This is a genomic window from Aquabacterium sp. (assembly GCF_049317225.1).
Taxonomy (GTDB): domain Bacteria; phylum Pseudomonadota; class Gammaproteobacteria; order Burkholderiales; family Burkholderiaceae_C; genus Aquabacterium.
On sequence record NZ_JBMOIR010000009.1, the window covers coordinates 52,553 to 64,993 of the forward strand.

Here is a 12,441-nt window from a genome sequence, read left to right on the forward strand (position 1 = left end):
AATAAAAGAATCCGTGGCGAGCAAGCATTGTCGCAAGAAGCGCTCGTGTCTGTATGACGTCAGGCGGCAAGCCAGCTGAAAACGGCTGGAATGTTGTCCGGGATCTCCAGTTTCTCTTGGCGCCAGCGCGAAACGGTGTTGGTGCGCGTCCATCCACTGCCCAGGGTGATGCCACAACTGACGCTCAACAAGGTCTGTGGTTGCAAGTGTTGAACCAAGGACTGCCACAAGGCGGTGTTGCGATAAGGTGTTTCGATCACCAGTTGAGTCTGATAGGCCTTGCGTGAGATCAGCTCTAGCTCACGAATGCGTTGAGCCCGCTGGCTGCTGTCCACCGGGAGGTAGCCGACAAACGCAAAGCTTTGGCCATGAAGCCCGCTGGCAGCCAGGGCCAAAACCAGGGAACTGGGGCCCGAAAGCGGAACGACCGTGATGCCCGCTCGGTGAGCAGCCAGCACGACGGCCGCGCCAGGATCGGCCACGCCGGGTAGGCCTGCCTCCGAAATCAGCCCGACATCATGGCCTTGCAAGGCCGGCTTCAGCAGTGCCTGGACGGCTTGTTCGTCTTCACGCGTTGCCTTGGCGCCGCCGCCCTTCGGAGGGCGCGGCAGCACCTGAATGTCTTGCTCTTGCATCGGTGTGGCTAAAGGGCACACTTCGCCCACCCGTTTGAGAAACGCCCGCGTGGTCTTGGCGTTCTCGGCCACCCAGTGGCGAAGTCGTGCCGCTGCAGTCAGCGCACCCATGGGGATGACTTCCCGCAAATCGGGCATGCTGCCGCCTTCTTGCGAAGGGCCGATGCAGCCAAAGTCCAGGGTGTTGGGGATGAGAATCAGGCGCCCTTTGTGTGGGACATTCGCGCCGGTCTGTTCTTGAGACATGTCAGAGTCCCTGGGTGGTCAGCCAGGCGAGTGGGTTCAACCCTGCCTCGCTCAGCAACTGGCTGGTCAAAATCAACGGCAGGCCGATCAGCGATGTGGGGTCATCCGACTCGATGCCGGACAGCAAGCTGATGCCCAGGCCTTCGCATTTGGCGCTGCCGGCGCAGTCATAGGGCTGTTCCAGCTTCAGGTAGGCTTCGATCTCGGTGTCGCTGAGCGCCTTGAAGCGCACGGCCACGGTGTTGACGCGCGTTTGACAAAAATGAGTGTGAGGCCTGGTCACGCAGACTGCTGTGTGGAATAGAACCACCTGGCCCCGCATGGCGCGCAACTGAGCGGTGGCACGCGCGTGATCGCCTGGCTTGCCCAGCGGCGATCCTGCCAGATCGGCCACTTGATCCGAGCCAATCACCACCACATCGTCCACCATCTGCGCAGCTACCGCTCGCGCCTTCATCTCAGCCAGCCGCACCGCCATCGCCAGCGGGGTCTCGCCTGGCAATGCACACTCATCCACATCGGGCGAGCAGGTGTCAAACGGCAGTCGCAAGCGCGCCAGCAATTCCCGCCGGTAAGTGGAGGTCGACCCCAATATCAAGCGGGGCCATGGCCTGTCGGCGCGAGGGGGAAGGGCACGGGTTGCGTTGGGCATGGGCGATATTGTCTGTGGGAAACGCTGTCTGCCTCTAAACTTCAGCCCATGAAAGCACGCACATTTGTGCCCCGCAAGTTGGATGTCGGGGCCTTTATTGAATCTGGCGAAGTGTTGTCTGGCGAGTCTGCCGTCGCGGACTTGCCTCGCTTGGCTGAAGGCATGGCGCCAGGGACGGATGTCTCAACGGTGGCGGCTGTGCGCTGGAAGGCGCAGGGGCGCCAAGTTGCTCAGCGCATGAGTGCGCCACAGCTTTGGCTGGATCTGAGCGCATCGGTCGTGTTGCCACTGGAGTGTCAGCGTTGTTTGCACCCGGTTTCCGAATTGGTCGAGTTCGAGCGCAGCATCCGCTTCGCAAAGGACGAGGAAACCGCGGCCCAAATGGATGCTGACAGCGACGATGATGTGTTGGCACTGGCTCGCAATTTCGATCTGCTTGAGTTGATCGAGGACGAGCTCATCATGGCGCAGCCGATCGTGCCCCGCCATGACGTTTGCCCCACGGATGTCGCTTCGTTGATGAATGACGAAACGGAGACGCCGGTTCCCGGCAAGCCCGCAGAACCTGAGGCTGCTGAAGAGGTGGCGCTGGACAAGTCCGGCAAGCCAAACCCGTTCGCGGTGTTGGCAGCCCTGAAAAAGGGCGGAAAGTAAATTTGTGAGGGCGCCATATCTCGTGCTAGAATGGCGAGTTTTCCGGCTAACCCCGGATCAATAAAGCTTCATTTTCAACACTTGCGGACTGCAAGGTGGGTCGGAATCGGTGGCAAGGCCCTGGTCCGGCAACGGTGTGGTCTGACAAACCCACGGGCTGCCTGAAGCCCGTTTACCGGAGTCTAAAATGGCCGTTCAGCAAAATAAAAAGTCGCCCTCTAAGCGTGGCATGCACCGCTCGCACAATGCTCTGACCACCCCAGGCACCGCTGTGGAAGCCACTACCGGCGAAACCCATCTGCGTCACCACATCAGCCCCACCGGTTTCTACCGTGGTCGCAAGGTCCTGAAGACCAAGGGCGACGCCGCCTGATCAGGCTTGCCCGGCGTTTGTCGGGCATGACTCAAGCCATAGGGCTGGACAGACCGATTTTTCGGCTTGCCAGCCCTTGTCTTTTGTGCCTTCCGAAATTGACTGGAAGCACCATCGGGTCACTCGTGTGACCCACCATTTCCGTTTCTGCTCATGACTGCTGCCGAGAACCTGTTGTCGCCCGTTCGGATTGCCGTGGACTGTATGGGAGGGGATCATGGCCCCTCCGTAACGTTGCCTGCGTGCAAGGCCTTCCTCGACAAGCATCCTGAGGCGGAACTGGTGCTGGTGGGCTTGTCGGACGCGCTGGCGCCGGCTCAATCCTGGCCCCGCACGGCCATCGTGGCGGCCACCGAGGTCGTCACCATGGATGACCCGGTCGAAACCGCGCTGCGCCGTAAGAAGGATTCGTCCATGCGCGTGGCGATCAGTCAGGTCAAGGCGACGGCCGACAAGCCGGCTGCGGCGCATGCCTGCGTGTCTGCCGGGAATACCGGGGCGCTGATGGCGCTGGCGCGCTATCTGCTCAAGACGGTCGAAGGCATTGACCGCCCTGCGTTGGCCACCGTGATGCCCAATCAGAAAGACGGCTTCACAACTGTGCTGGACTTGGGTGCCAACGTTGACTGCACAGCCGAGCACTTGCTGCAGTTTGCCGTCATGGGCAGCGCCCTGGTTTCGGCCGTGGATGGCAGGGACAGCCCTAGCGTGGGCTTGCTGAACATCGGTGAAGAAGTCATCAAGGGCAGCGAAGTCATCAAGCAGGCCGGCGAGTTGCTGCGTACGGCGGACGATCGCCAGTTGATCAATTTCTTCGGCAACGTCGAAGGCAACGACATCTTCAAAGGCACTACTGACATTGTGGTCTGTGATGGCTTTGTCGGGAACGTTGCATTGAAGACCGCAGAAGGTCTGGCCAGCATGTTTGCGGCCTTCATCAAGCAAGAGTTCACGCGCACATTGGCGTCCAAACTGGTGGCTTTGGTTGCGATGCCTGTGCTAAATCGCTTTAAAAACCGTGTTGACCACCGGCGCTACAGCGGCGCGGCGCTGCTTGGTTTGCGCGGCTTGGTGTTCAAGAGTCACGGATCTTCGGACAGCTTGGCCTTTGAGGTTGCATTAAATAGAGCTTATGATGCGGCCCGTCATCGACTGCTGGACCGGGTTCATGACCAGATCGCAGCCACGCTCGAAAGCCTGCCACAAGCGGCTGACTCGAATGCGCAGGCGGATGTGGGCCGTGCGGCCTGATCCCATTTTCAATGTCCACAAGACAGACAGACGACAAGGCTAGCTCCTTTTCTCCCCCTCCGGTTTCCGGAGTGCGTTACTCCCGTATCGCGGGCACAGGCAGTTGCCTGCCGCCCAACAGGGTCACCAACCAGGACATGGTTGACCGCCTTGCGCGAGACGGGATCGCTACATCAGACGAGTGGATCGTCGAGCGAACGGGTATTCGAGCCCGCCACTTCGCCGACGAAGGTGTCACGTCCAGTGCCTTGGGCGTCGACGCCGCTCGTCGTGCGCTGGACGCTGCGGGCCTCGCGCCCTCGGACATCGACTTGATCGTCTGCGCCACGTCCACCCCGGACATGGTTTTTCCATCCACGGCCTGCCTGATTCAGCGCCAGTTGGGTGTGCACGGGTGCCCTGCATTCGATGTGCAGGCCGTGTGCTCCGGCTTTGTGTATGCCCTGACTGTGGCGGACGCCATGATTCGCACAGGATCAGCTCGCCGGGCTTTGGTCATTGGTGCGGAAGTCTTTTCCCGCTTGCTGGACTTCAAGGACCGCACCACCTGCGTGCTCTTTGGTGACGGCGCTGGTGCCGTGGTGTTGGAAGCATCAGATCAACCTGGGGTGGTCGCGTCGCGCTTGCATGCCGATGGCCGTTATGCGGACATTCTCAACGTTCCTGCTGCCATTTCGTGTGGATCCATTTTGGGCGATCCCACACTCAAGATGGATGGTCAGGCCGTCTTCAAGCTCGCGGTAGGTGTGCTCGATAAAGCAGCACATGAAGTGCTGGAAGTTGCTGGACGTGATGAGTCTTGTATCGATTGGCTTATCCCGCATCAAGCAAATTTGCGAATCATGCAGGGGACTGCACGTAAACTCCGGCTTGGTCTCGACAAGATCGTGGTGACCGTGGATCAGCACGGCAACACCTCGGCGGCCTCTATTCCTTTGGCGCTGGATCACGCTGTCCGCAGCGGACAGATTCAGCGCGGCCAGACTTTGTTGCTGGAGGGGGTGGGCGGCGGCTTTACATGGGGTGCGGTGCTGGTGGATTACTGATTTCTGCCAGATGCCCCTGTGGTTTCCCATATCAGAAGGACATACATGACCTCGTTTGCATTCGTTTTCCCCGGCCAGGGTTCTCAGGCCGTGGGCATGCTCAACGCCTGGGAAGGGCACGCAGCCGTGCGTGAGACCTTGGCTGAAGCGTCTGACGCGCTGGGCGAAGACATCGGCAAGCTGATCGCCGAAGGCCCCAAAGAGTCGCTCGACCTCACCACCAACACCCAGCCCGTCATGCTGACAGCGGGTGTGGCTTGCTGGCGCGCCTGGCTGGCTGAAACCGGCCTGACGCCTGCTGCCGTGGCCGGTCACTCGTTGGGTGAGTACAGCGCCTTGGTTGCTGCGGGTGCCCTGACCCTGAAAGATGCGCTGCCCCTCGTTCGCTTCCGCGCACAAGCCATGCAAGAAGCCGTGCCCGTGGGCGTGGGTGGCATGGCTGCCATCCTCGGTCTCGACGGTGAGGCCGTGAAGGCCGGTTGCGCCGAAGCCGCTGCTGCGGTGGGCGAGGCGGTTGAAGCCGTTAATTTCAACGACCCCAAGCAAACCGTGATCGCTGGCACCAAGGCCGCCGTGGAAAAGGCGTGTGAAGTACTGAAGGCTGCGGGTGCTAAGCGTGCGCTACCGCTGCCGGTGTCGGCACCGTTTCACTCCAGCCTCATGAAGCCTGCCGCAGAGCGCCTGAAGGAAAAGCTGTCGGCAACGCCGTTTGCCGTGCCTGCCATCCCCGTCATCAACAACATTGACGTGGCCGTGGTGTCCGACGCGGACGCGCTGCGCGATGCGCTGTACCGTCAGGCCTTTGGTCCGGTGCGTTGGGTGGAAACCATCCAGGCTTTGAAGTCTCGCGGTCACACACATGTGATTGAATGTGGTCCCGGTAAGGTGTTGGCAGGCATGGTCAAGCGCATTGACGCTGAACTCATCTCCACCACCATTTTTGATCCAGCCTCTCTGGCTGAAGCGAAGGGACTGTTGGCATGACCGCAGAATTCAAAGGACAAGTGGCACTGGTCACCGGTGCCAGCCGAGGCATTGGCCGCGCCATCGCGGTGGCTTTGGCTGAGCGTGGTGTGAAGGTCATTGGCACAGCCACCACCGAAGCGGGTGCGCAGGCCATTTCCGAAGGCTTGGCCGCCTACGAGGGTAGCAAGGGTCTGGCCCTGAATGTCACCGACGCCGCCGCGGTGGATGCTGCACTCGATGCCATCCTCAAAGAACACGGTGCGCTCCACATTCTGGTGAACAACGCAGGCATCACCCGAGACAACCTCGCCATGCGCATGAAGGACGAGGACTGGGATGCCGTGATCGACACCAACCTCAAGGCCATCTTTCGCCTCAGCCGTGGCGTGATGCGCCCGATGATGAAGCAACGCTATGGCCGTATCGTCAACATCACTTCGGTGGTAGGGGCCAGCGGCAATCCTGGTCAAGCCAACTACGCCGCCGCCAAGGCTGGTGTCGCGGGGATGACACGCGCTTTGGCGCGCGAACTGGGTAGCCGCAACATCACCGTCAACTGCGTGGCCCCTGGCTTCATCGACACGGACATGACCAAGGCCTTGTCCGACGAGCAGCAGGGGGCGCTCAAGGCGCAAATCCCTCTGGGGCGCCTGGGTCAGCCTGAAGACATTGCAGAAGCCGTTGCCTATCTCGCATCGCCGCAAGCGGGCTATGTGACAGGTGTCGAGCTGCATGTCAACGGTGGCATGTACATGAACTGAATTTGAGATGTTTCTGGGGAATCTCAATCCTTTTGCATGTGGTCAGCGTATTGACACGCTGAACCGCTAAAATCCCTGGTTTGTTTGCACAACCCTCCTGGAGGAGTCATGAGCGATATCGAAGCACGCGTCAAGAAGATCATTGCAGAACAACTCGGCGTGGCCGAGTCTGAAGTCACCAACGAAAAGGCCTTCGTGGCTGATCTGGGCGCTGATTCCCTGGACACCGTCGAGCTGGTGATGGCCCTCGAAGACGAGTTCGGCATCGAGATCCCTGACGAAGAGGCTGAAAAGATCACCACCGTTCAGTTGGCGATCGACTACGCCAAGGCCCACGCCAAGGCCTGAGCCGGCTGACCCCTGTTCAAGGCCCTTCGGGGCCTTGTTCACATCCGACCTACTTTTTTGCAGATTCCAGCATGACCCGTCGTCGCGTCGTCGTCACAGGCCTGGGCCTGGTGACCCCCCTGGGCAATAACGTTCAGGATTCCTGGTCTAACCTGGTTGCCGGTCAATCCGGTATCCAAACCATCACGAAATTCGACGCTTCGGCGTTTGCCTGCCAGTTCGCGGGCGAGGTCAAGGGCTTTTCCATCGAGGATTACATCCCCGCCAAGGAAGCCCGTCACATGGACACATTCATCCATTACGGACTGGCTGCCTCGATGCAAGCCGTCCGTGATGCCGGCCTGCCCACGGGCGAGGCCCTGGCACCGGAGGTCGCCGAGCGCATTGGCGTCATGGTGGGCTCCGGCATTGGCGGTCTGCCCATGATCGAGCAGACGCACAAGGACTACATCGACCGTGGTCCTCGTCGCATTTCGCCTTTCTTTGTGCCCGCGTCAATCATCAACATGATCTCGGGTCACGTTTCCATCCAGTTCGGCTTCAAGGGGCCCAACATTGGTGTGGTGACGGCCTGTACAACCGGTTTGCATGCGATCGGTCTGGCTGCTCGCATGATCGAAGCTGGTGACGCCGACATCATGGTTGCCGGTGGCGCGGAGTCCACCGTGTCGCCTTTGGGTGTGGGTGGCTTTGCCGCAGCTCGCGCGCTGTCGAGTCGCAATGACGATCCCAAGACGGCCTCCCGTCCTTGGGACAAGGATCGTGACGGCTTCGTGCTGGGCGAGGGCGCCGGCGTGATGGTGCTCGAGTCCTACGAAAGCGCCGTGGCGCGTGGTGCAAAGATTTACGCCGAACTGGCTGGCTTTGGCATGAGCGGTGACGCCTATCACATGACCGCACCGGACGTGGATGGCCCCAAGCGCTCCATGCTGGCAGCGCTGCGCAACGCCGGTCTGAACACCGATCAGGTTCAATACCTTAACGCGCACGGCACTTCCACTCCACTGGGCGACGTCAACGAAACCAATGCCATCAAGCTGGCGTTTGGTGACGACGCCAAGAAGTTGGTGGTCAACTCGACCAAGTCCATGACGGGTCACCTCTTGGGTGGCGCGGGTGGCATTGAGTCGGTGTTCACGGTGCTGGCCATCCACAACCAGATTTCACCGCCCACCATCAACATCTTCAACCAGGATCCCGAGTGCGACCTGGACTACTGCGCCAATACGGCGCGTGAGATGAAGATCGACGCAGCCTTGAAGAACAACTTCGGCTTCGGTGGTACCAACGGCTCGTTGGTTTTCAAGCGCGTCTAAGCGCTGAGCCGGGCATACAGCAACGATTGGTGGCTGCGATGCCCGTCTCGCCTCTGGCGCGGTCTGCGTCCTGGACCTTGCATTCTGGTTTCCTGGCGCAGCCATTTGCGCGCTCTGGGGGCCGTTTGTTCCTGCTTGCCACGGGGACCATGTTGACAGGTTGGCTGTCCAGCGTGGTCGACGACGCGGCGCAGGGCAACGCTTCTTGGTTGAGTCCGATTGGGGCCTCGATCCTGGTGCTCTGGCTGATGTGGCAGGCCTATCGCTTATGGCAAGGGGGCGGCGTGTCGCTGTCGTCCGCCATGGACTTGTCCTGGCGAGGCGTGGTTAAAGCGCATCGAGGTAACCGCTCCAGTCAGGCTCCTCTGGCAGGTTGGGCCTTGGTGGTCGACGGCAAGCGTCCTCAACCTGTGAATGTTCGGTGCACCGTGAACTTGGGTGAGGTGCGCCTCCTCCGGTTGAGCGTGGCATCCGAGTCGAGCGATGTGCATTCAGTGTATTGGTGCTGGGTTGACCTTCGCCATTGCGACGATGCGCATTACTTGCGCACGCTGCTGGCTTTGCCCTCGCACCTCACGTCCGGGGGGCACATCGAAAGTCATCGCGTATCAGTGGCATCATCCGTAGCGAACAAACATTCGGGAGTTGTCTTGCCATCACAGTCAACCTTGGCGGAGAGGCGCATCGCACGATCGCCGGTCGCTGCGACCGAGGAAGTGGCATGAGTCAGCAAGAGATGGATGGCCCTCAAGCGCCCAAACTTTCTTCGGGTGAGGCGGACGTCATCCGTGGCGCAGCGCCGCCGATTGACGACGCAGACGCACCTTTGGTTGAGCGTGCGCAGCGAGGAGACCAGCGTGCGTTTGAAATGTTGGTCGTCAAATACCAGCGTCGCATTGAGCGTTTGTTGGCGCGAATGGTGCGCGATGTTGATTTGATTGACGATATTGCGCAGGAAACGTTTATCCGGGCATATCGGGCTTTGCCAACATTCCGTGGCGAGAGTGCTTTCTACACCTGGTTGTACAGAATTGCCGTCAACACGGCCAAGAAGGCGCTGATTGGCCTTCAGAAAGACCCATTGCTGACTGAGGCGGCTCTCGGTTCGTCCCGCGATGACGAAGATGACGCCCCCCGTGTCGAGCAAACTTTGACCGACGGTGAAACCCCTGAGTCGGTACTGGCCAGTCGCCAGATCGCTGAGACGGTCAATGCAGCCATTGAGGCGCTGTCCGACGATTTGCGTCAGGCCATTACCTTGCGTGAAATCGAGGGCCTGAGCTATGAAGAGATCTCTGAAATGATGAACTGCCCGATCGGGACGGTTCGTTCACGCATTTTTCGAGCACGAGAAGCCATCGCCACCAAGTTGCGGCCCTTGCTGGATACCAGGCAAGGGGAGCGTTGGTGATGTCACGGTGTCGCAAAGTAAAGTGTAAAGATGAGTGAACTTTTTGCCGCAGCGGTGATCAGTTTCCTTAGCAAGGATGCCGGAGCCCCACGCCATGCCTGAACAAATCAACGACACGACCAAGACAAACGAGTTGCTCTCCGCACTGACGGATGGCGCAGCTCACCCAGATGAGGTGGGCGAAGTCTGTGCGTCGTGGCGCACCTCTGCTGAGACGCGAGCGGTATGGCACAGCTATCAAGTCATTGGTGATGTGATGCGCTCGGAGGATTTGGCGCAGTCTTGCTCCGGAGCTGATTTTCTGAAACGGTTTCAGGCTCGTCTGGCAGATGAGCCTGTGGTGTTGGCGCCGCAGGTGGCAGAACAAGTTCGAGTCGCTCAACCCGGTTCGGTGGCTGCCGCGCTTCCCTTGCGTAAGCGTGCATGGGTTGGGCCGATGGCTGTGGCAGCCAGTTTCGTGATGGTGGTCGGGGCTGTGGTCGTTGTGCAAACCCAGCAGGTCGGTAGTGGTGCGACATCTGATGTCGCAGCGGTGGTGCCAGCGAAGGCGCCTGCCGTGCGCGCAGGGGTCGCAACAAGTGTGTTGGCTCAGTCTGTCATGCCCACGGCTGTTGGTTCGCCAGGGTTGATGACCGTGGCGGATGCAGTGGAGTCTGCGCAAGCCGTGAACCAACCCAGCGAACCCACCTTCAATCGCCCCGTTCAGGCAAGCGTCATCTTGATTCACGACCCCCAACTGGATCAGATCCTTGGCATTCGGCGGGGCGCCGGTCGCGATTCGGAGGTGTTTTCTGCGCCAAGTCAGAGTGTCGTGACGCGTCAGGTCGTGTTCGGATCCCCCTGAGTGCCAACCTCGGTGATACGAAGCCGCCAGCACATGTGCCGGCGGCTTTTTTCATTGGGTGCGCTTTACATTTATTGACTCGAATGGAGGAACTGTCAGCGAAATGTCGGACTCTGACGTTGACAACTTACCGTTCGTGTTTCTTTTGTGAGGTGAATGCACATGTCGCTTTCTCGTTCCTCGACCCCCTCGTCGTCGGTCATTCGGCGAACCTTGACGGTCGGTGCTGTGGTCACCGCTGTGGGGTTGGTCCTGAGTTCAAGCCTGTTTCCTCATGCATCTCAGGCACAACAGCCAGCGCCCTTTGCAACGCAGCCTTCTTCGGCTGCAAGTAATCAAGCGCCTCTGTTGGTCAAGGGGTTGCCAGACTTCACTGAACTGGTGGAGCGGGTGGGCCCCTCCGTTGTCAGCATTCGAACCACCCAGCGCGTGAATGCGGATGACGAAGATGGCGGGGATGAAGCTGAGGCGCAGATGCGCGAATTTTTCCGCCGCTTCTTTGGCACCCCGTTGCCAACGCCTTCCCCCCGAAAGAACAATCCCCCGCAAGCCAAGCCGCAGGGGGAAGAGCGACCTCGCGGTGTCGGTTCTGGCTTCATCCTGAGTGCCGATGGCTATGTGATGACCAACGCGCACGTCATTGACGGTGCTGACGAGGTTTACGTCAACCTGACTGACAAGCGCGAATTCAAAGCCAAGGTGGTGGGGGCTGACAAGCGCACTGACGTGGCGGTTTTGAAGATCGAAGCTAGCAAGCTTCCTGCCGTCAGCATTGGTGACGTGAATCGGCTGAAGGTTGGTGAGTGGGTCATGGCCATCGGGACGCCGTTCGGTCTGGAGAACACCGTGACCGCCGGCATCGTCAGTGCCAAGGCGCGTGACACTGGCGAAGAAATCCGCTTCATCCAAACGGATGTGGCCGTCAACCCCGGCAATTCGGGCGGCCCGCTGATCAACATGCGAGGCGAGGTGGTGGGTATCAACTCCCAGATCCTGAGTCGTTCGGGGGGCTTCATGGGCATCTCACTGTCTATCCCGATTGACGATGCCATGAAGGTGGCGGAGCAGTTGCGCGCAGGTGGCAAGGTGGTGCGCGGTCGCATCGGTGTCTCGATTGCGCCGGTGACCAAGGCGGTCGCGGAGTCGATTGGCTTGGGTAAACCTGTTGGCGCGTTGGTGCAGGGCGTGGAGCAGGGCACGCCGGCTGACAAGGCGGGCGTCGAAGCCGGCGACATCATCACCAAGTACAACGGGCAAGACATCGACAAGGCTTCTGATCTGCCGCGTCTGGTCGGCAGCACCAAGCCCGGGACCAAGTCCACCGTGAAAGTGTTCCGCCGCGGCGCCTACAAGGACCTGACCGTGGTCGTGGGTGAAATGGATGCCCCCAAGTCCAAGGCAGACAAGGCGGCAGAAACCAAGCTGGCTGCCACGTCGCTCGGCTTGCAGTTGATGGATTTGAGTGCGGCGCAGAAGCGAGAACTCAACATCAACGGCGGCGTGCTGGTGGAGGCCGCGCAGGGGCCTGCAGCGCGTGCGGGCCTGCTTGCGGGGGATGTGATCCTGGCGTTGGCCAATACCCAAGTGGCGGACGTCAAGCAGTTTGAAACCATGCTTGGCAAGCTCGACAAAAGCCGTCCGGTCAGTGTGCTGGTGCGCCGTGGTGAATGGGCGCAATACGCCGTGATTCGTCCGGGACAATGAGTCGGATCCGCTGAGCAATGAGCCCCGATCCGGCCGCGGTGCCGGGTCGGGGTTTTTCTTGCGCTAAATCCTTGTGTGCAAAAGGGTTGTTGGCGGCCTTCGACATCGCGAATTGCTGTTGATAACTCGCGAGGACGGGGTGGAATCTGGCTACAATCGCCGCTCTGGTGCATCCCCGGTCTGAGTTGCCATTTCGGATCAAGTTACCCACACAGACTTGTTGATAAGTTGTGC

General features: G+C 60.1%; 14 protein-coding genes. 12 read left to right on the forward strand and 2 right to left on the reverse strand.

What is annotated here, in order from left to right:
* Nucleotides 1–59: 59 nt before the first annotated feature.
* Together ACOYNB_RS08060 and ACOYNB_RS08065 are read right to left on the reverse strand one after the other, a co-directional pair.
* Nucleotides 60–881, reverse strand: coding sequence for an SAM-dependent methyltransferase (locus tag ACOYNB_RS08060; protein ID WP_422838589.1), 822 nt, complete (start codon nucleotides 879–881; stop codon nucleotides 60–62).
* 1 nt (nucleotide 882) lies between these two features.
* Nucleotides 883–1,533 (reverse strand): Maf family nucleotide pyrophosphatase, encoded by a 651-nt coding sequence (locus ACOYNB_RS08065; protein WP_422838590.1) that lies wholly within the window; start codon nucleotides 1,531–1,533, stop codon nucleotides 883–885.
* Between the two features lie 48 nt (nucleotides 1,534–1,581).
* Between ACOYNB_RS08065 and ACOYNB_RS08070 the strand changes: the two genes are divergently transcribed.
* From ACOYNB_RS08070 to ACOYNB_RS08125, 12 genes are all read left to right on the forward strand, one after another.
* On the forward strand, nucleotides 1,582–2,187 hold the full coding sequence (locus ACOYNB_RS08070; protein WP_422838591.1) for a YceD family protein: 606 nt from the start codon (nucleotides 1,582–1,584) through the stop codon (nucleotides 2,185–2,187).
* A gap of 187 nt (nucleotides 2,188–2,374) precedes the next feature.
* Nucleotides 2,375–2,560, forward strand: a complete 186-nt coding sequence (gene rpmF / locus ACOYNB_RS08075; RefSeq protein WP_422838592.1) for a 50S ribosomal protein L32 — start codon at nucleotides 2,375–2,377, stop codon at nucleotides 2,558–2,560.
* A gap of 153 nt (nucleotides 2,561–2,713) precedes the next feature.
* Nucleotides 2,714–3,811, forward strand: coding sequence for a phosphate acyltransferase PlsX (plsX, locus tag ACOYNB_RS08080; RefSeq protein WP_422838593.1), 1,098 nt, complete (start codon nucleotides 2,714–2,716; stop codon nucleotides 3,809–3,811).
* Nucleotides 3,812–3,822: 11 nt separating this feature from the next.
* Nucleotides 3,823–4,857, forward strand: coding sequence for a beta-ketoacyl-ACP synthase III (locus ACOYNB_RS08085; RefSeq protein WP_422838594.1), 1,035 nt, complete (start codon nucleotides 3,823–3,825; stop codon nucleotides 4,855–4,857).
* 45 nt (nucleotides 4,858–4,902) lie between these two features.
* Nucleotides 4,903–5,841 (forward strand): ACP S-malonyltransferase, encoded by a 939-nt coding sequence (fabD, locus tag ACOYNB_RS08090; protein WP_422838595.1) that lies wholly within the window; start codon nucleotides 4,903–4,905, stop codon nucleotides 5,839–5,841.
* Nucleotides 5,838–6,584 (forward strand): 3-oxoacyl-ACP reductase FabG, encoded by a 747-nt coding sequence (gene fabG, locus ACOYNB_RS08095; protein WP_422838596.1) that lies wholly within the window; start codon nucleotides 5,838–5,840, stop codon nucleotides 6,582–6,584. Before fabD ends, fabG begins: the two co-directional genes overlap by 4 nt.
* Before the next feature lie 108 nt (nucleotides 6,585–6,692).
* Nucleotides 6,693–6,932, forward strand: coding sequence for an acyl carrier protein (acpP, locus tag ACOYNB_RS08100; RefSeq protein WP_109036166.1), 240 nt, complete (start codon nucleotides 6,693–6,695; stop codon nucleotides 6,930–6,932).
* 71 nt (nucleotides 6,933–7,003) lie between these two features.
* A complete protein-coding gene (gene fabF / locus ACOYNB_RS08105) occupies nucleotides 7,004–8,248 on the forward strand; it encodes a beta-ketoacyl-ACP synthase II (protein WP_422838597.1) in 1,245 nt (414 codons plus the stop codon).
* Between the two features lie 38 nt (nucleotides 8,249–8,286).
* Nucleotides 8,287–8,973 carry a hypothetical protein gene (locus tag ACOYNB_RS08110; protein ID WP_422838598.1) on the forward strand — a complete coding sequence of 229 codons (687 nt, stop codon included), beginning with the start codon at nucleotides 8,287–8,289 and terminating at the stop codon, nucleotides 8,971–8,973.
* Nucleotides 8,970–9,659 (forward strand): RNA polymerase sigma factor RpoE, encoded by a 690-nt coding sequence (rpoE, locus tag ACOYNB_RS08115; RefSeq protein ID WP_422838599.1) that lies wholly within the window; start codon nucleotides 8,970–8,972, stop codon nucleotides 9,657–9,659. The genes ACOYNB_RS08110 and rpoE overlap by 4 nt, the downstream gene beginning before the upstream one ends.
* A gap of 94 nt (nucleotides 9,660–9,753) precedes the next feature.
* Entirely contained in the window at nucleotides 9,754–10,503 is a 750-nt protein-coding gene (locus ACOYNB_RS08120; RefSeq protein WP_422838600.1) for a sigma-E factor negative regulatory protein, read from the forward strand.
* 162 nt (nucleotides 10,504–10,665) lie between these two features.
* Nucleotides 10,666–12,207, forward strand: a complete 1,542-nt coding sequence (locus tag ACOYNB_RS08125; RefSeq protein ID WP_422838601.1) for a DegQ family serine endoprotease — start codon at nucleotides 10,666–10,668, stop codon at nucleotides 12,205–12,207.
* Nucleotides 12,208–12,441: the final 234 nt, after the last annotated feature.

Excerpts from the sequence above, each read along its gene's own strand:
- ACOYNB_RS08085 (WP_422838594.1), top strand. The coding sequence starts at position 3,823 with ATGTCCACAAGACAGACAGACGACAAGGCTAGCTCCTTTTCTCCCCCT.
- ACOYNB_RS08120 (WP_422838600.1), top strand. The coding sequence starts at position 9,754 with ATGCCTGAACAAATCAACGACACGACCAAGACAAACGAGTTGCTCTCC.
- rpmF (WP_422838592.1), top strand. The coding sequence starts at position 2,375 with ATGGCCGTTCAGCAAAATAAAAAGTCGCCCTCTAAGCGTGGCATGCAC.
- ACOYNB_RS08110 (WP_422838598.1), top strand. The coding sequence starts at position 8,287 with ATGCCCGTCTCGCCTCTGGCGCGGTCTGCGTCCTGGACCTTGCATTCT.
- fabG (WP_422838596.1), top strand. The coding sequence starts at position 5,838 with ATGACCGCAGAATTCAAAGGACAAGTGGCACTGGTCACCGGTGCCAGC.
- plsX (WP_422838593.1), top strand. The coding sequence starts at position 2,714 with ATGACTGCTGCCGAGAACCTGTTGTCGCCCGTTCGGATTGCCGTGGAC.
- ACOYNB_RS08060 (WP_422838589.1), bottom strand. The coding sequence starts at position 881 with ATGTCTCAAGAACAGACCGGCGCGAATGTCCCACACAAAGGGCGCCTG.
- acpP (WP_109036166.1), top strand. The coding sequence starts at position 6,693 with ATGAGCGATATCGAAGCACGCGTCAAGAAGATCATTGCAGAACAACTC.
- ACOYNB_RS08070 (WP_422838591.1), top strand. The coding sequence starts at position 1,582 with ATGAAAGCACGCACATTTGTGCCCCGCAAGTTGGATGTCGGGGCCTTT.
- ACOYNB_RS08065 (WP_422838590.1), bottom strand. The coding sequence starts at position 1,533 with ATGCCCAACGCAACCCGTGCCCTTCCCCCTCGCGCCGACAGGCCATGG.
- fabD (WP_422838595.1), top strand. The coding sequence starts at position 4,903 with ATGACCTCGTTTGCATTCGTTTTCCCCGGCCAGGGTTCTCAGGCCGTG.
- ACOYNB_RS08125 (WP_422838601.1), top strand. The coding sequence starts at position 10,666 with ATGTCGCTTTCTCGTTCCTCGACCCCCTCGTCGTCGGTCATTCGGCGA.
- rpoE (WP_422838599.1), top strand. The coding sequence starts at position 8,970 with ATGAGTCAGCAAGAGATGGATGGCCCTCAAGCGCCCAAACTTTCTTCG.
- fabF (WP_422838597.1), top strand. The coding sequence starts at position 7,004 with ATGACCCGTCGTCGCGTCGTCGTCACAGGCCTGGGCCTGGTGACCCCC.